13 protein-coding genes are annotated in these 18,109 nt (G+C 59.2%); 1 reads left to right on the forward strand and 12 read right to left on the reverse strand.

All coding sequences use genetic code 11. The features are described 5' to 3' along the window. Nucleotides 1–24: 24 nt before the first annotated feature. The 9 genes from gltB to LW136_RS19470 form a co-directional block, all read right to left on the reverse strand. Nucleotides 25–4,473: a glutamate synthase large subunit gene (gene gltB, locus LW136_RS19430; protein WP_234173704.1), complete on the reverse strand. Its 4,449-nt coding sequence runs from the start codon at nucleotides 4,471–4,473 to the stop codon at nucleotides 25–27. A 173-nt stretch (nucleotides 4,474–4,646) separates the two neighbouring features. Further along, on the reverse strand, nucleotides 4,647–6,233 hold the full coding sequence (locus tag LW136_RS19435) for an AAA family ATPase (protein WP_234173707.1): 1,587 nt from the start codon (nucleotides 6,231–6,233) through the stop codon (nucleotides 4,647–4,649). Between the two features lie 10 nt (nucleotides 6,234–6,243). After that, the gene (aroB, locus tag LW136_RS19440; RefSeq protein ID WP_230358125.1) at nucleotides 6,244–7,347 is read right to left on the reverse strand and encodes a 3-dehydroquinate synthase; all 1,104 of its coding nucleotides are present in this window, start codon (nucleotides 7,345–7,347) and stop codon (nucleotides 6,244–6,246) included. A 23-nt stretch (nucleotides 7,348–7,370) separates the two neighbouring features. Continuing rightward, on the reverse strand, nucleotides 7,371–7,916 hold the full coding sequence (gene aroK / locus LW136_RS19445) for a shikimate kinase AroK (protein ID WP_014821719.1): 546 nt from the start codon (nucleotides 7,914–7,916) through the stop codon (nucleotides 7,371–7,373). Nucleotides 7,917–7,919: 3 nt separating this feature from the next. Continuing rightward, a complete protein-coding gene (locus LW136_RS19450) occupies nucleotides 7,920–10,034 on the reverse strand; it encodes a type IV pilus secretin PilQ (RefSeq protein ID WP_234173710.1) in 2,115 nt (704 codons plus the stop codon). 53 nt (nucleotides 10,035–10,087) lie between these two features. Next, the gene (pilP, locus tag LW136_RS19455; protein ID WP_003301042.1) at nucleotides 10,088–10,615 is read right to left on the reverse strand and encodes a type 4a pilus biogenesis lipoprotein PilP; all 528 of its coding nucleotides are present in this window, start codon (nucleotides 10,613–10,615) and stop codon (nucleotides 10,088–10,090) included. After that, nucleotides 10,612–11,235: a type 4a pilus biogenesis protein PilO gene (gene pilO, locus LW136_RS19460; RefSeq protein ID WP_046618307.1), complete on the reverse strand. Its 624-nt coding sequence runs from the start codon at nucleotides 11,233–11,235 to the stop codon at nucleotides 10,612–10,614. The genes pilP and pilO overlap by 4 nt, the downstream gene beginning before the upstream one ends. Then, nucleotides 11,232–11,804 (reverse strand): type 4a pilus biogenesis protein PilN, encoded by a 573-nt coding sequence (gene pilN / locus LW136_RS19465; RefSeq protein WP_014821721.1) that lies wholly within the window; start codon nucleotides 11,802–11,804, stop codon nucleotides 11,232–11,234. The genes pilO and pilN overlap by 4 nt, the downstream gene beginning before the upstream one ends. Next, nucleotides 11,804–12,868, reverse strand: a complete 1,065-nt coding sequence (locus LW136_RS19470; protein ID WP_023446117.1) for a pilus assembly protein PilM — start codon at nucleotides 12,866–12,868, stop codon at nucleotides 11,804–11,806. Before LW136_RS19470 ends, pilN begins: the two co-directional genes overlap by 1 nt. Nucleotides 12,869–13,048: 180 nt before the next feature. Between LW136_RS19470 and LW136_RS19475 the strand changes: the two genes are divergently transcribed. After that, on the forward strand, nucleotides 13,049–15,481 hold the full coding sequence (locus LW136_RS19475) for a penicillin-binding protein 1A (protein WP_234173712.1): 2,433 nt from the start codon (nucleotides 13,049–13,051) through the stop codon (nucleotides 15,479–15,481). Nucleotides 15,482–15,544: 63 nt separating this feature from the next. On the opposite strand, the gene LW136_RS19480 is transcribed toward LW136_RS19475, so the two are convergent. The 3 genes from LW136_RS19480 to rpmE form a co-directional block, all read right to left on the reverse strand. Further along, nucleotides 15,545–16,813 (reverse strand): malic enzyme-like NAD(P)-binding protein, encoded by a 1,269-nt coding sequence (locus LW136_RS19480; RefSeq protein WP_014821724.1) that lies wholly within the window; start codon nucleotides 16,811–16,813, stop codon nucleotides 15,545–15,547. Between the two features lie 149 nt (nucleotides 16,814–16,962). Next, the gene (locus LW136_RS19485; RefSeq protein WP_234173715.1) at nucleotides 16,963–17,757 is read right to left on the reverse strand and encodes a thermonuclease family protein; all 795 of its coding nucleotides are present in this window, start codon (nucleotides 17,755–17,757) and stop codon (nucleotides 16,963–16,965) included. A gap of 20 nt (nucleotides 17,758–17,777) precedes the next feature. After that, on the reverse strand, nucleotides 17,778–17,990 hold the full coding sequence (rpmE, locus tag LW136_RS19490; protein WP_014821726.1) for a 50S ribosomal protein L31: 213 nt from the start codon (nucleotides 17,988–17,990) through the stop codon (nucleotides 17,778–17,780). Nucleotides 17,991–18,109 lie beyond the last annotated feature (119 nt).

Raw genomic sequence — 18,109 nt, forward strand, 5'->3', positions numbered from 1 at the left:
GCCGCTGCCTGAAGCGGCTTATTGTTATTGCGGGTTGGCCCGGGTGCTCGACAGCAGCGAAGCCAGGTTGGCCGCCTTGGGCTTGACCAGCCAGAACCGACGCAGGTAGTCGTCGAGATTATCCAGCAGCTCAGCCCCCCACTCACTCGCGGTTTCAGCAACGTATTCGCGCAGCACGTCCTGCAGATGGCTGCGATAGGCTTCCATCGCCTCGCCGGTGATGCGCTGCAGGTTGACCAGCTCGTTGTTCACCCGGTCCACGAAACTGTTGTCCATGTCCAGCACATAGGCGAAACCACCGGTCATGCCCGAGCCAAAGTTGTGTCCGGTCTTGCCAAGCACACAGACGAAGCCACCGGTCATGTACTCGCAGCAATGGTCGCCAGTACCCTCGACAACTGCGTGGGCGCCAGAGTTGCGCACCGCGAAACGCTCACCCGCGGTACCTGCAACGAACAGCTTGCCGCCAGTAGCGCCGTACAGACAGGTGTTGCCGATGATCGCCGAATCCTGGGACCGATAGCTGGCGCCCTGCGGCGGCGTGACCACCAGCTTGCCGCCGGTCATTCCCTTGCCGACGTAATCGTTGGCATCGCCTTCCAGATAGAGATTGAGGCCGCCGGCGTTCCAGACGCCGAAGCTCTGGCCGGCAGTGCCTTTGAAGCGGAAGGTGATCGGCGCACCGGCCATGCCCTGGTTGCCATGCTGGCGAGCGATCTCGCCGGAGACACGGGCGCCAATGGAGCGGTCGCAGTTACAGATTTCCAGTTCGAACTCACCACCGCTCTTGGCATCAATGGCGCCTTTGGCGAGCTTGACCATTTCTTCGGCCAGCAGGCCCTGGTCGAACGGCGGGTTCTTCTCGACCAAGCAGAATTGCGGCTTGTCGGCGGCGATGTTGCTGCTGCCGAGCAGGGGCGACAGATCCAGGTTGTTCTGCTTGGCCGTTTCACCCGGCAGCAGTTCGAGCAGATCGGTACGCCCGATCAGCTCGCCCAGGCTACGCACGCCCAGCTTGGCCAGCCACTCGCGGGTTTCTTCGGCGACGAACTGGAAGAAGTTGACCACCATGTCGACGGTGCCGATGAAGTGATCCTTGCGCAGCTGCTCATTCTGCGTGGCAACGCCGGTGGCGCAGTTGTTCAGGTGGCAGATGCGCAGGTACTTGCAGCCCAGCGCGATCATCGGCGCAGTACCGAAGCCAAAGCTTTCGGCGCCGAGGATCGCGGCCTTGATCACGTCGAGGCCAGTCTTCAGGCCGCCATCGGTCTGTACCCGGACCTTGCCGCGCAGGTCGTTGCCGCGCAGGGTCTGGTGGGTTTCGGCCAGGCCGAGTTCCCACGGCGAGCCGGCATAGCGAATGGAAGTCAGTGGCGAAGCGCCGGTGCCACCGTCGTAGCCGGAGATGGTGATGAGGTCGGCATAGGCCTTGGCCACACCGGCGGCGATGGTACCCACGCCCGGCTCGGCCACCAGCTTGACCGACACCAGCGCCTGCGGGTTGACCTGCTTGAGGTCGAAGATCAGCTGGGCCAGATCCTCGATGGAGTAGATGTCGTGGTGCGGCGGCGGGGAGATCAAGGTGACGCCCGGTACCGCGTAACGCAGCCGCGCGATCAGGCCATTGACCTTGCCACCGGGCAGCTGGCCGCCTTCACCGGGCTTGGCGCCCTGGGCGACCTTGATCTGCAGTACTTCGGCATTGACCAGGTATTCCGGCGTGACACCGAAGCGGCCGGTCGCTACCTGCTTGATCTTCGAGCTGCGCTCGGTGCCGTAGCGAGCCGGGTCTTCACCGCCCTCACCTGAGTTCGAGCGCGCGCCAATGCGGTTCATCGCCGCGGCGATGGCTTCGTGGGCTTCCGGCGACAGGGCGCCCAGCGAAATACCAGCGGAATCAAACCGCTTGAGAATCGCCTCAAGCGGCTCGACCTCTTCCAACGCCAGCGGCTGCTCAGCCACCTTGACCTTGAGCAAGTCGCGGAGCATGGCCACCGGACGCTGGTCGACCAACGCGGTGTATTCCTTGAAGCGGCTGTAATCGCCGCTCTGCACCGCCACCTGCAGCGCGCTGACTACATCCGGGTTGTACGCATGGTATTCGCCACCGTAGACGAACTTCAGCAGGCCACCCTGCTGGATCGGCTTGCGGCTGCTCCAGGCTTCGGCGGCGAGGGCCTTCTGCTCGGCCTCCAGATCCTCGAAGCGCGCGCCCTTGATACGGCTGGCCACGCCGCGGAAGCTGAGGTCCACGACTTCTTCAGCCAAGCCAACAGCTTCGAACAGCTGCGCGCCGCGGTAGGAGGCGATGGTCGAGATGCCCATCTTGGAGATGATCTTCATCAGCCCCTTGGAGATGCCCTTGCGATAGTGCTTGAACACCTCATAGAGGTCGCCCAGCACTTCGCCAGTGCGGATCAGGTCGCCCAGCACTTCGAAAGCAAGGAACGGGTAGACCGCAGTCGCGCCGAAGCCGATCAGTACCGCGAAATGGTGCGGATCACGGGCGGTGGCGGTTTCGACCAAGATGTTGCAGCTGCAGCGCAGGCCGGTTTCCACCAGACGATGGTGAACCGCGCCCACGGCCAGCGAAGCATGCACCGGCAGCTTGCCTGGTGCGATATGACGATCGCTGAGTACCAGCAGGACCTTGCCGCCACGTACGGCTTCCTCGGCCTGATCGGCAATATTGCGAATCGCCGCCTCGAGGCCGACGGCCTCGTCGTAGTTCAGGTCGATGACCAGACGCTCGAATCCCGGACGCTCCAGGTTCATGATCGTCCGCCACTTCGCCGGCGAGATCACCGGAGTGGTCAGAATCGCGCGGTTGGCGTGCTCGGCGGTTTCCTCGAAGACATTGCGCTCGGCACCCAGGCAGGTTTCCAGCGACATGACGATGGCTTCGCGCAGCGGGTCGATAGGCGGATTGGTGACCTGCGCGAACTGTTGGCGGAAGTAGTCGTAGGGCGAGCGCACACGACGCGACAGGACCGCCATGGGCGTATCGTCACCCATCGAGCCGACCGCTTCCTGGCCTTGCTCGGCCAACGGACGCAGTACCTGGTCGCGCTCCTCGAAGGTGACCTGGTACATCTTCATGTACTGCTTGAGCTGGTCGGCATCGTAGAAGGCCGAACCATGGTCGTTGTCGTCCAGGGTCGACTGGATGCGCAGGGCGTTCTGCCGCAGCCACTTCTTGTAGGGCTGCTGTGCCTTGAGGCGATTGTCGATGTCGTCGGTGTGCAGCACCTTGCCGGTGTGGGTGTCCACGGCGAGGATCTGCCCCGGCCCGACGCGGCCCTTGGCCAGGACGTCTTCCGGCTTGTAATCCCAGACGCCAACTTCGGAGGCGAGGGTAATGTAGCCGTTCTTGGTGGTCACCCAGCGCGCCGGGCGCAGGCCGTTGCGGTCGAGCAGGCAGACTGCATGGCGACCGTCGGTCAGCACCACGCCAGCCGGGCCATCCCAGGGTTCCATGTGCATGGAGTTGAACTCATAGAACGCCCGCAGATCGGGGTCCATGGTCTCGACGTTCTGCCACGCCGGCGGAATGATCATACGCAGGCCACGGAACAGATCCATTCCGCCGGTGACCAAGAGCTCAAGCATGTTGTCCATGCTGGAAGAGTCCGAGCCGGTGCGATTGATCAGCGGCGACAGGCTTTCCAGGTCCGGCAGCAGCTCGTTGGCGAACTTCAGGCGACGTGCCTGCGCCCAGTTACGGTTGCCGGTGATGGTATTGATCTCACCGTTGTGCGCGAGGAAACGGAACGGCTGAGCCAGGCGCCATTGCGGCATGGTGTTGGTGGAGAAACGCTGGTGGAATACGCAGATCGCAGTGGCGAGACGCTCATCGCCCAGGTCAGGATAAAACTGCGCCAGGTCGGCGGGCATCATCAGGCCCTTGTAGATGATGTCCTTGTCGGAGAGGCTGCAAACGTAGAAGGCGCTGTCGTCAGCGAGCGCGACTTCGGCGCGGCGGCGTGCGAAGAACAGTTTGATGCCGAACTCGCGTTCGTCCAAGCCATCGCTGGAGACAAAGACCTGCTCGATCCGCGGCAGACGCTCAAGAGCAAGCTGGCCCAGCACGCTGGTATCGACCGGCACTTCACGCCAGCCGACCAGCGTCAGACCTTGGGCGATAATCTCTTCACTGAGACGAGCGCGGGCCTGGTCCGCCTTGCTGGCATCCTGATCCAGAAAGATCATCCCGACGGCATACTGCGTAGGCAGCTCGGCGTTGAAATGCTCCAGAGCCTGGGCACGCAGAAATGCGTCGGGCTTCTGCATCAGCAGACCGCAACCGTCACCGGTTTTGCCGTCAGCGTTGATGCCACCGCGGTGAGTCATGCAGGTCAGGGACTGAATGGCAGTCTTTAGCAGGTGATGGCTAGCCTCGCCCTGCATGTGGGCAATCAGACCGAAGCCGCAGTTATCCTTGAACTCTTCAGGACGAAAAAGACCTGCTCTCATAGGCACTCCACCAGCTAAATGCGTTGTAAATCAACCCCTTATTGACGGGCAGAGACTCACCCCGTCATTCACGTGGGCAAAAGGGGGAGCAGTTTACAAAGCCAGCTAGAGCGACACAATTTATTTTTGCAAGCCCCAAAAAGGTGCATTGCGCACTTTTTTGGGGCATTTTTCTATCGAGCCTGTTTGATTTCCTGTTGCACGCTTGCCAAATTTCGTACCCACGGCTTGCCAGCCTGCAACGAGACGGGCAGCGTCTTGACCGCTGCGACCGCAGCAGCACGATTCGCGAAGTTGCCGTAAGTCACGACGTAGAGCGGCTTGCCTTCATGCACTTTGGCGAAGTATCGGTAGTTACCGCCATGCTGCTGGACGATCGCTTGAGCGTTCTTCTCGACACGAGTCCCCAGAATCTGGACCAGATAATTGCTTCCCGGCTGACTCGCATACCAAGTGCTATTGGTTGAGCCCGAGGCAGTTGCTGCAGCAGGCGCACGCTCTGCGGCATTCGGCCGCACTTGGCGTGACGCTGGCGCCGGAGCGGGAGCCGGAGCAGCAACTTGCGGAGCGGGTGCGGGCTGAACACGCTCGCTCGGTGCTGGCGCTGGTGCAGGTGCAGGTGCAGGTGCAGGTGCAGGTGCAGGTGCAGGTGCAGGAATTGTAGGGATTGCGGCATTCGCGGTGGGCCCGCCATTCTCGTCCTCGCTCTCGCCACCAGCAGCGGCTGCCAGCGGCTCGCGCACCACCGGCTGTGCGTCGCCACCCAGTGGCAGGGACAACGGCCGCTCTTGTCCATCGAACTCGATGGCAGCCGGGTCCTGCTCCGCGGTCTCAGCAGCCGGCCCCGAGACAGGCGAAGCATCGAGCGGCAGGGAGGTCACTTCGGGGGCCGAAGGGCGCTCGGAATCGCCGCCACGCAAGAAAAGAAAGCCGACCGCTATAAGAACAAGGACTGCGACTACAGCGACCAAATGTTTTTTGGGTAGCGGAAATCCGATACCGCCCGATTTCCGCCGACCGCGCTTGCTCTGCATCGCGGCGATGAGCTCGTCTCGGGCCAACTGATTGATCGCCCCCGGCCAACCACCAGACTGCTCATGGATACGACCAATCTGCTCTTCGCTCAGACACTCTAGGCCGCTACCGGCGCCCTCCAGCCGCAATGCCAGGTACTCCCTGGTTTCGTCCTCTTCATACGGCTGCAGCGCGATGGCATGGTAGCGCTCCTCGCCATCACTCAAGGCCTCGAGCCGCCCGCCAAGCGCAGACTCACCGAACAGGAACACATGCGGCCTGGCCTCAGGGGTGCCCGCAGCCAGACGCAGAAGGGTTTCCACCGCAGCACCCGTCAACAGCTCAGCGTCGTCTACCAATAGATAGACTTCCTGACCTGTCAACGCCAGCTGGATGACCTGGGCCATCACGCCGTCGAAATCGGCCTCCTGGCTGTTCAGTGCTTGAGCGATCTGTGCCAACAGCGCGCTCGCATCCATCGTAGCCTGAGGGGTAATGACTACGCTCTGAACCGCCTGCTTGTTGCTACTGGCAACCAGTGCCTGACGCAACAAGGTTTTGCCACTTCCCTCCGGCCCGGTAACCAGCAGCAGCAGCTGGCTGTAGCGTGCCAGATGATGAAGCTGCCCAAGCACCGGCTTGCGCTGCGCGGGAAAGAACTTGAAGCCCGGAACGCGGGCAGCAAACGGGTCATGGCTGAAGCCATAGTGATTCAGAAACGCGTCGTCCGCAGACAAACTGGTCATGGAAATTTTCTTATGCTCCAAGGTGTTCCGTCATTGCACCGTAACTGGCGCTCAAGGTGGTTTCCAGCACGTCGCGAGGGAAGTCCCCGGTCACAACAGCCTCGCCCATTCGCCGCAGCAAAACGAGGCGCAGCCGACCGTCCAGAACCTTCTTGTCGACGGCCATGTGCTCGAGAAAGTCCTGCGGCTTCATCTGCGCGGGGGGCACGACCGGAAGCGCCGCGCGCTGCAGCAACCTGATGGCCCGGTCACGCTCCATCCGCGTGATCCAGCCCAGCTGACAAGACATCTCCAACGCCATCACGGTTCCCGCCGCCACGGCCTCACCATGCAACCAGACGCCATAGCCCATATGTGTTTCTATCGCGTGGCCAAATGTGTGACCTAGATTGAGAATCGCGCGCACGCCGGACTCGCGCTCATCAGCGTTCACCACCTTGGCCTTTGCAGCGCAGGAGCGATGGATCGCCTCCGTCAGCACCACAGGATCAAGCGCTCGAAGTCGATTAACATTTGCCTCAAGCCAGCCAAGGAAGGGCTCGTCGCAGATAAGCCCATACTTGATCACCTCAGCCAGCCCCGCAGAAAGCTCACGAGGCGGCAATGTCTTCAAGGTCGCGGTGTCAATGATGACCGCTCGGGGCTGATAGAACGCCCCGATCATGTTTTTGCCTAGAGGGTGATTGATACCGGTCTTGCCGCCAACCGAGGAGTCCACTTGCGACAATAGCGTGGTGGGAACCTGAATGAAGTCCACGCCACGCTGATAGCTGGCAGCTGCATAGCCCGCCATATCGCCAATGACGCCGCCACCCAGCGCAATGACCGTGGTATTGCGATCGTGCCTAGCTCCGAGCAGAGCGTCGAAGATGAGCTGCAGGGTTTGCCAATTCTTGTGTTCCTCCCCGTCGGGAAGAATCACCGGAGTAACGGTGTAGTCGGAAAGGGTCTGAGTCAGTCGATCGAGATACAGGGGCGCAACAGTTTCATTGGTGACAACGGCCACCTGCCGCCCGCGGATCCTGTCGGAAAACAGCTCGGCGCGATCAATCAACCGCTCGCCAATATGAATGGGATAGCTACGCTCACCGAGATCGACCTGAAGAGTCTGCATGGGGCCCCCAACAATAAAGGGGTCTAGGATAGCGCAGATTCATCCCGGCTTTCACGAGGCGGTAAAGACGCGAGCCGGTCGAGAATTTCCGTCACAACCATCCGCGGCGGACGTTCGTCGGTTTCGATGATGACGTCCGCTATCGAGCGATATAGCGGATCGCGAATGGCCATGAGGGCGGACAGAACGCTGCGGGGATCACTAGCCTGCAATAGCGGCCGGTTGCGGTCGCGGGCGGTGCGTTCGAGCTGCTGGTCGACCGACGTGCAAAGATAGACGACTTGCCCACCCGCACGAAGGGCCTGCCGATTATCCTCTCGCAACACCGCACCACCGCCAGTGGCCAGCACCACTCCCTCGAGCTGGCAGAGATCGGCGATCACCGCCCGCTCCCGCTCACGAAAGCCGCCCTCACCCTCCACGTCAAAGATCAGTGGAATGCTGGCACCGGTCCGCTGTTCGATCTCCTTATCGGAATCCTTGAATGGGAGACGAAGCTCTTTGGCAAGCAAACGCCCGATGGTGCTTTTGCCAGCACCCATCGGGCCTACGAGAATGAAGTTCTGCAACGACTATTGCCCTACGGCGACCGCTCGATAGTTGAGGATTCTAGGCGTTAGGAAAACCAAAAGCTCGGATTTCGTATCTTCTACTATATCTCGTCGGAACAAACGACCAACGAACGGAACATCACCCAGGAAAGGAACTTTTTCGATACTGCTGATCTGGCTATTGGAGAAGACGCCACCAATGACTATCGTCTCTCCATCCGTCACAAGGACCTTGGCATTGACTTCATTCTTGTTAATCGGGGGCACGCCATTCAGTGCGTTGGCGAAATCAGGGGCGTCCTTTGTGACCTTGACTTCCATGATGATGCGGTTGTCAGGAGTGATTTGCGGCGTCACCTCTAACGACAGCGCTGCCTCTTTGAAGGATGTAGAGGTGGCACCACTCGAACTGGCCTCTTGATAGGGTATCTCGGAACCCTTCAAGATCTTAGCGGTTTCCTTATCAGCCGTTACGACCTTGGGCTGCGAAACGATCTCCCCATTCCCGGTCTTTTCCATTGCAGACAGCTGCAGATCTAAGATGCCGTAGTCCGACACATAGCCAATCCCGATCCCGGCGGTACTATTCGCCACACCCAAGTCGACGAATGGAACCGGCGCCAAAGCATCCTTCAGGGTGAAGTTACCGACTTTGTCGGTTCCAGGCAAACCTGCACGCCCTGTTTCTTCGTCAACACCAATAGCGCCATCTTTACCGTAGAACCCCCAATTATCGTTGGTGTAATTGCCGCCCCACCGAACTCCAAGCGCTTTGTCGTACCCAACGTTAGCCTCGACGATGCGCGCTTCAATCATTACCTGCCTCACAGGAATATCTAGCTGCACAACGATGCGGCGCAATTCATCCAGCCGCTCTTGCGTTTGATACGCAATGATGTTGTTTGTACGATCGTCGACCGCGATCGAACCTCGATCGGCTGTAATGGCATCGCTACCCGTCACCGACTGAAAAAGCCGCGCAATATCGGCAGCCTTTGCGTAATTGACCTGAACGACCTCGCGACGAAGTGGAGCAAGCTCGGCGATCTGCCGCTGCGACTCAAGCTCCTGACGCTCACGGGCAGCAATCTCGTCGGCAGGCGCGACCAGGAGCACGTTACCAACCTGGCGCTTATCCAGCCCTTTGGTTTTAAGCACCAGATCCAGCGCCTGGTCCCAAGGCACGTTTTGCAGACGCAGGGTTATGTTGCCAGCGACGGTATCGCTCGCCACCAGGTTCAGATCGGTGAAGTCAGCGATCAGCTGCAGTACGGAACGAACGTCGATATCCTGAAAGTTGAGCGAGAGTTTCTCGCCCGAATAAGCAAAACGCTCAGCCTTGCGCTTCTCGGCTTCATCCTCGGTCAGAGGCTTGATGCTGATGGTCAGTTTGTTGTCTGTCTGGTACGCCAGATAATCGTATCGACCGGTTGGCTCGATGGCGACACTAGCTCCACCAGCCTGAGCGGACGAATCGACAAATTTCACGGGCGTAGCGAAATCCTGAACATCAAGACGAACACGCAGCGCCTCTGGCAGTTGAGCCTTGTCGAAGAGGACACGAATCTTTCCGCCCTGCTCCTCAATGGTCGAGCCTACCGATGGGTCAGAGAGCGTAATAACGACGTTTCCGGCACCGTCTTCACCCCGACGGAAATCGATATTCTCGATCACCTTACCTACAGCCATCGCCTTGGCAGGCGCAGCCACTGGAGCAACGGGCGCAGCTGAAACAGCTGGGGCACGTACAGCACCCGAACTTTCGCCCAATACCACAAAGATATTGTTACCATCTACGCGAGTGGAGTAGGGCACCAGAGTATTGAGATTAACGATCAGTCGGGTACGGCCTTGGGCTTCAACGACGGTCACGCTCCGCGCATTGCCAACTCCTAGCTCGCGATTCTTCGCTCCGAGCTTATTGGATACGCCGGGCAGGTCGAGCGCGATCCGCGCAGGCTGATCGAGGGTATAACCACGTGGTGTAGCCACCGGTTCGTCGAACGCAAGCTTCAATTCAACACGGTCGCCAGGCAGCGCAGCGACATCGAGGGCGTTCAGGTTGGCCGCCAGCAGGGCTGGAGAAATAAACGCCGCCAGCAAAGAGATACCTAGGCGTGAAAGGGTAGTGTTCATAAATTGCTTCCGTTGTGCAGACCGGTAAAGGTTTTCCATGCTTTTGCCCCGCGCTAGGTGCGCTCTTTCAAGGTCAGACTGCGCGGGCGCTCGAGCCACCCACCCTCTCCATCAGGTACGATTTCCACTACATCCACTCCCGCATCGCTGATCTCGACGATACGGCCATGGTTGCGCCCCAAATAGTCACCAATCTTGACGCGATGAACCCCGTCGCCGCCCTTGATCAAGGCGTACCGCCCCCCACCATTGGCTAACGTGCCTACCATCGTGAAGTTCTCGATATTGAACCCCTCAAGAAACTGCTTAACTCGCGACTCATCGGGCTGGATATCTTTTGAGCCCTTTTGCCGCTGGGTTAAATCAAGCTTGACGGGAGGCTGAAACGGGTGTCGCAGGGCGGCAGCGCTATAGGTAAAGGCTTCGTAGGGAATGAATGCTGGTAGCGGCTCAATTGTCCCTTTCGGCTTCGCCCTGACCTCATTCATATATTGCTGCAGATCGCCGAAGTCGTTGCTGCTGCCGCAGCCAGTCAGCGCAACCAGACTTAAGCCCAACGCAGTAAGTCTCGCGCGATTCATTTCTGCAGCCCCTTGTCGTTATAACGATAAGTCTTAGCGACGATGTTCATACGCAATTTTGATGTAGCTTCGTTCTTTTCAGTCTTGATCTCGAAATCATGTAGCGTGACGATACGCGGAAGGCTTGCCACACCACTCACGAAAGTTGCCAGATCGTGATACCCCCCAACGACCTTAATATTTATAGGCAACTCGATATAAAACTGCTGAGCCACCTCTGGCTGCAACTTGATTTCCTCGAACTCCAGCCCACTACCGAGACCCGTTCGAGTGATATCTTCCAGAAGCCCAGGGACCTCGGTATCGCTTGGCAGTTGCCGCAATAACGCACCAAACGACGTTTCCATCTCGGCCATTTGCGCTTTATAAGCTTCCAAATTGGCGGCCTGGAAGGCTTTGGTCGAGAACTGCTGCTTCAAGGTTTCTTCCTGAGCGCGCTGCTGCTCCAATTGCAGTTGCATATCCTGCAAATGAAAGTAATAACCTATAGCAAGCACCGCTGCGAGAAGCATAACGCCAGCAATGAACTTGACCGGCGCAGGCCAAGAACCGAGGTTATTAAGATCGAGATCAGCGAAGTCTATCTTGCGAAAACTATCTAACGATTCAGCCAGACTCATGGCTTTGCTCCTTCCGTAGCGGCAACCGGCTGCGTTTGCTGAACCGTCAGCTGGAACACATTTTCCTGATCCACGGCACCGGCGGTGACGGCTTTCACCTCGTTCAGATTCGGCGCTTCGAGCCAGTCAGAGGCATCAAGATTGCGCATAAGGTTGGAGACACGATTGTTCGATTCGGCAGCACCAATGATCGCAATGTTCTTTCCGGTCATTTTTACCGAAGTGAAATACACTCCATCCGGCAGAGTTCTTACAAGCTGATCAAAAACTCGCCCGATAATAGGTCGATTACCTTGCAAGTCCTGGATGATTTTCATTCGCTCCAGTAGTTGCTGACGACGCTCTTTCAATTCCTTGATTTCTTTAATACGAGCATCAAGAACCGCAATCTCCTTTTTGACAAACTCGTTGCGCGCACTCTGCTGCTCAATCGCAGCTTGGAAATAACGATCTCCAAGAAAGACCAGACCAGCCGCTATGACCAGCACACCGACCAGAGACGCTAGGAAACGCTGCTTTCGTTCTTCACGCAGCTGTTCACGCCACGGAAGTAAGTTGATTTGCGCCATTAGTCGAAGCTCCTCAGCGCCAGGCCACAAGCAATCATCAAGGCCGGCGCATCGCTAGCCAGCGCTCCAGCATTCACTTTGCTGCTCAAAGCCATATCGGCGAATGGATTCGCAACTAGAGTCTGAGTACCGATCTTCTGCTGAATCATGTGATCCAACCCAGGTATCGATGCCGTCCCGCCCGCTAACAGGATGCAGTCGACATCATGGAACTGTCCTGCCGCAAAGAAGAACTGCAACGAGCGAGAAACCTGCTGCACAACTGCCTCTTTGAACGGAAGCAAAACCTCACTGTCGTAGTCGTCTGGGAGGCCGCCTTGCTTTTTGGCTAGACCAGCTTCTTCTTGTGAGAGGCCGTAGCGTCGCTGAATTTCCTCCGTCAGCTGACGCCCGCCGAAAAGCTGTTCACGGGTATAAATAGTACGACCGTTATGCAGAACACTAAGGGTAGTCATGGTGGCACCGATATCCACCACGGCAACGGTCAACTCTCCATGCGCCGCACCCAACTGTGGAGCAAGTAGCCCGTAAGACCGCTCAAGCGCATAGGCTTCGACGTCAACCACCTTGGCAGTGAGTCCCGCCAGCGCAAGCGCTGCCTCACGAATTTCGACGTTTTCCTTGCGGCAAGCGGCGAGCAGGACTTCTGCTCGGCCAGGAGAGCGAGGAGCCGGCCCCTGGACTTCGAAGTCGATCGCCACTTCTTCCAGCGGATAGGGAATGTACTGGTCCGCCTCGATCTTCAGCTGATTCTCGAGTTCTTCGTCGGACAAACCAGCATCCATCTCGATGATCTTGGTGATTACCGCGGAGCCTGAAACAGCCACTACCGCCGACTTGCATCCGGTCTTGGCCTTGGCAACCACCCGCTGCAATGCCTGGCCGACGCCCTCGAGCTCGGCGATGTTCTTTTCAACTACGGCGTTTGCCGGGAGCGGCTCGACAGCATACGCCTCGACGCGGTAGCGACTACCTGATCGACTTAATTCGAGGAGCTTGACTGAGGTCGAACTGATATCGATCCCAAGCAGCGTGTTCGCTTTCTTAGTGAAGAGCCCTAGCACGACCGATTTCCTATCTTTATCCGCAACTTACGGATTAATTATGTTTATCCACATTAGATAACAGCCTTGACAGAAGCGCAAATGGCTACCCGGCAAAAAAACCGCATATAATGTGAACGGTTTTCCCTTTCAGCATCGCCGCAGTCTTCCTCCCCCAAATCCTGGATTCCAAGAACCCTGATGCGTTTTTTGAAATTTTTTCTCTGGTCGTGCTTCGCAGTCTTTTGCGCACTCTTGCTGAGCATCAGCGGCGCATTTCTCTACCTCAGCCCCAACCTCCCCTCCGTCGATTCCCTGCGGAGCATACAGCTTCAAATTCCGCTGCGGGTTTATAGCGCGGATGACAAGCTGATCGCCGAGTTCGGGGAAATGCGACGCTCACCGATCCACTTCAAGGACATCCCTGAGGAATTCATCCACGCACTGCTGGCTGCCGAGGACGACAATTTCGCTAATCATTATGGCGTCGACATAACCGGCCTGATGCGCGCTGCCACGCAATTATTGAAAAGTGGGCAGATTCAGACCGGCGGCAGCACCATTACCATGCAGGTGGCAAAGAATTACTTCCTTACCAGTGAGCGGAGTTTCTCGCGCAAGATCAACGAGATACTGCTGGCATTGCAGATAGAGCGAGAGCTCAGCAAGAACGAAATCCTCGAGCTGTACGTCAACAAGATCTACCTTGGCAATCGTGCCTATGGAATCGAGGCGGCTTCTCAGGTGTATTACGGCAAGCCCATTTCGGAGCTTAGCGTCGCACAGCTGGCGATGATCGCCGGCCTGCCGAAGGCACCTTCTGCATTCAATCCATTGGTTAATCCGACCCGCAGCAAAGAGCGACGCGACTGGATCCTGGGCCGCATGCACAGACTTGGCTCACTGGATGAAACTAGCTATCGGCAAGCACTCGCCGAACCTGAGACCGCTCGGTACCACGGCGCAGCCCCCGAGCTGGATGCCGCCTACATCGCGGAGATGGCGCGCGCCGAGATGGTGGGCCGCTTCGGCAGCGCCGCCTACACGGATGGCTTCCGGGTAAAGACCACGGTGTCCAGCGAGCGGCAGCTTGCTGCCAACCTCGCACTCGACAATGGACTGATTGAATACGACCAGCGGCACGGCTACCGCGGACCGGAAGCGCGCCTCGCAGAACTGCCGCGCGATAGCTGGCCCAGCGAGCTGACCAAGTACCGAAGCCTTTCCGGGCTGCAGCCGGCCGTCGTCACGCAGGTAGAGACCAGCGGGATTCTGGTGCTGACGCGCGACGGAAACGAGCACGCAGTAGCTTGGGACAGCATGAAGTGGGCCCGTCCCTACCTCGGCATCAACAGCATGGGGCCAAGGCCGCAGCGCCCAGCCGACGTGGTCAAGCTAGGCGACGTGGTCCGCATTCGCTGGCAGGACGATGAAACAGCCGTATTCAGCCAGGTGCCGCAGGCGCAGGCGGCACTGGTTTCACTCGACCCCCAGGATGGTTCGATCGAAGCGCTCGCAGGCGGTTTCTCGTTTGGCCAGAGCAACTACAACCGCGCCATCCAGGCCAAGCGCCAACCCGGGTCGAGCTTCAAACCGTTCATTTACAGCGCAGCGCTGGACGCGGGCTACACCGCCGCGAGCCTGGTCAACGATTCCCCCATCGTCTTTGTCGAACAGGGCATGGACCGCATCTGGCGCCCGAAGAACGACAACAATACGTTCCTCGGGCCGATCCGCATGCGCGAGGCGCTGTACAAATCGAGGAATCTGGTTTCGATTCGTCTGCTGCAGACAATGGGCATCGACCACACGGTCGATTACATCAGCCGCTTCGGTTTCAATCCGCAGGACCTGCCGCGCAACCTATCTCTGGCATTGGGTACGGCGACGCTTACACCTATGGAGATCGCCACCGGCTGGACGACCTTTGCAAACGGCGGGTACAAGATCGAGCCATACCTGATCCAGCGCATAGAAGACCGTGAAGGCAAGCTGCTCTTCGAGGCCAACCCGGCACGCGTGCCATCGCGGAATACCGAGACTGAGGAAACAGAGGCCGAGGCTTACGCAGCGCCTGACACTAGAGACCTGAATGACGGCGAGGCACTCGACGCCGAACCACGCCTTGCCGAGCAGGTACTCGATGAACGTACCGCCTACATCATGACCAGCATGCTGCAGGACGTTATCAAGCGCGGCACAGGGCGACGTGCGCTGGCCATGGGGCGCGGTGACATCGCAGGCAAAACCGGCACCACCAACGACTCCATCGACAGCTGGTTCTCCGGCTATAACGCCGACATCGTAACCACGGTATGGGCGGGCTTCGACCAGCCACAAAGCCTGGGGCGCAACGAATATGGCGGCACGGTCGCTCTGCCGATCTGGATGAGCTACATGAGCGCAGTGCTAAAGGACATGCCCGAGCACCCGCCAGCGGAGCCGGACGGGCTGCTCAAGCTGCGCATCGATCCGGTCAGCGGTCGCTCTGCCACACCCAGCACGCCTGACGCCTATTTCGAGGTCTTCAAGAGCGAGGATTCGCCGCCCCCCATGGGTGAATTCGACTCTGGAACCCAGGCACCTGGAAGCCCTCTTCCGGCCGATGAAGCCGCCCCGCTGGATCTGTTCTGATCGACCGATTTTCGCCAGCCAACAAAAAACCCCGCCTTGGCGGGGTTTGTTTTTTCAGCGCGGTCAGCCGTTGAAAACGTCGTTAACCGACTGCAGCGGATAATGCGACGGGTAAGGCAATGTCGCCACGCCACTTTCGATGGCTGCCTTGGCCACGGCATCAGACACCAACGTGATCAGACGCGGATCCATTGGCTTCGGAATGATGTACTCGCGGCCGAATTCCAGACTATCCACACCGTACGCAGCAGCCACTTCAGCCGGCACCGGCAACTTGGCGAGATCGCGCAGCGCAATGGCGGCCGCGATCTTCATCTCCTCGTTAATGCGCTTGGCGCGAACATCCAGCGCGCCACGGAAGATGAACGGGAAGCCCAATACGTTGTTGACCTGGTTCGGGTAGTCCGAGCGACCAGTTGCCATGATCACGTCCGAACGCGTCGCATGCGCCAGCTCCGGGCTGATCTCCGGATCAGGATTAGAACAGGCGAAGACGACCGGATTGGCCGCCATGCGCTTGAGACCTTCCGGACTCAGCAGGTTGGCGCCTGACAGGCCGACGAAAACGTCGGCACCTTCGAGCGCATCGTCCAGAGTGCGCTTGTCGGTTTCATGGGCGAACACAGCCTTGTACTGGTTCAGATCGTCACGGCCGGCGTGGATGACGCCCTTGCGATCGATCATGAAGATGTTCTCGATTTTCGCACCCATGCTGACCAGGAGCTTCATGCACGAGGTTGCGGCAGCCCCAGCACCGAGGCAGACGATCTTGGCCTGCTCGAGAGTCTTGCCGGCGATTTCCAGCGCATTGAGCATGCCGGCAGCCGTCACGATGGCGGTGCCATGCTGGTCGTCATGGAAAACCGGGATATCGCACTGCTCGATCAGCGCCCGCTCGATCTCGAAGCACTCCGGCGCCTTGATATCTTCCAGATTGATGCCACCAAAGGTGATCGAGATGCGCTTGACGGTATCAATGAAGGCCTGCGGGCTTTCCGCATCGACTTCAATGTCGAATACATCGACGCCAGCGAAACGCTTGAACAGCACGCCCTTGCCTTCCATCACCGGCTTGGAAGCCAGCGGGCCAAGGTTGCCCAAGCCGAGAATAGCGGTGCCGTCGGAGATAACAGCCACCAGGTTGCCTTTGCCAGTGTAGCGGTAAGCCAGTTCCGCATCGCGAGCGATCTCGCGCACAGGCTCAGCTACACCCGGGCTGTAGGCCAGGGAAAGATCACGAGCAGTGGCGGTGGGCTTGGTCAGCTCGACGCTCAATTTCCCTGGGCGGGGCTGGGCATGGTATTCGAGCGCGGCAGTTTTCAGGTCAGTCATGTGGCATTTCCGCTTATTTTACTGGGACAGACAGGCGGTCGAGCATACGCCAAGAACAAGCGCACTCACAAGCCAGCGGGCCGGCTGACTGTCAAGCCCAAGCCGCTACGACTTTCCGGGTAGATTCACGCGCCGGTACGAACAGCCGATCAGCGCGACAACCCCAGCATCGCCGGATGGGTGACGCGCAGCATCCAGCGGGCTTGCCCGGCCCCCACCCGTCCGCGGCGGTCGACTACCCAGCCCCTGAGCTCGAGTCGCTTCCCGGCAAGCACAGTCATTGTCCGGACATCGAATGCGTCAAGCGCCTGCGGCGGTATGTTCACCACCAGCGGACCATCCATTTCGAGCCAATAGCCGCCGCGATTGCGCTCGACCCGCTCGACCCTGCCTTCGAGCAGCGCGAAGCCACCACGCCTCAACGATTGCGGCGAGCCGGGCTTCAGCTCGCGCCAGACACCCAGACCGTTTTGCCGCGCCTGCTGCTCGGCCCGCTGCTGACAGGCCACCATCCGTGTATTCGGCGCCACCGCGACCATGAAGCCAAGGCCATCGGCAAGCAGCACGGCCTCGAGATTACGTCCCTGCGCGTCATAAGCATGGGCCAGCGTGCGCCCATAGCGATCCTGCCGCTCCTGGCCCAGGACCAGACCGACCCGCCCGTCACTGGCATGCACCAATGCCTGCAGTCGGCGCCGTGCGGCCAGCGCGAAAGGCTCGGCCTTGCGCCCGTCACGCCCCAGCTCCGGAGTGTTGATGCCGATCAGCCGCACGCTGCGACCATCGACCAGACGCAGCGTATCGCCGTCAACGACTTGGGCCACTTCCAGCGTCGACAAGCGCCCCGGCGACGGGCAGAAGGCAAGCGCTTGAATTTGCCAGAAGACGGAAACGAAAAAGGCGCCCACCAGGGACGCCTTTTTCATGTGCTCGGAAAACCCCATTGGATTCCCGGTACGCCAGCTTACTTGGCGCCGAACACACCGAAACGTTGCTTGAAGCGATCGATACGGCCGCCGGTATCCAGCACCTTCTGCTTGCCGGTGTAGAACGGGTGGCACTCGGAGCACACGTCGAGGCTCAGGTTCTTGCCCAGCGTGGAGCGGGTCTTGATGACGTTGCCACAGCTGCAGGTGGCCTCGATTTCGACGTAATTAGGATGGATATCGGCTTTCATGGTGAATCCTCTAGGATTGTGTGCCGCCACCCGACCCTATGTCGAGTACCGCACGAAGTAGGGCGCGAATCATACCAGAGCGCTAGGGTGATGCAAGCGCGGGCGACAGACGCGCTGAG

The sequence above is a fragment of the Stutzerimonas kunmingensis genome, assembly GCF_021432085.1.
GTDB lineage: Bacteria > Pseudomonadota > Gammaproteobacteria > Pseudomonadales > Pseudomonadaceae > Stutzerimonas.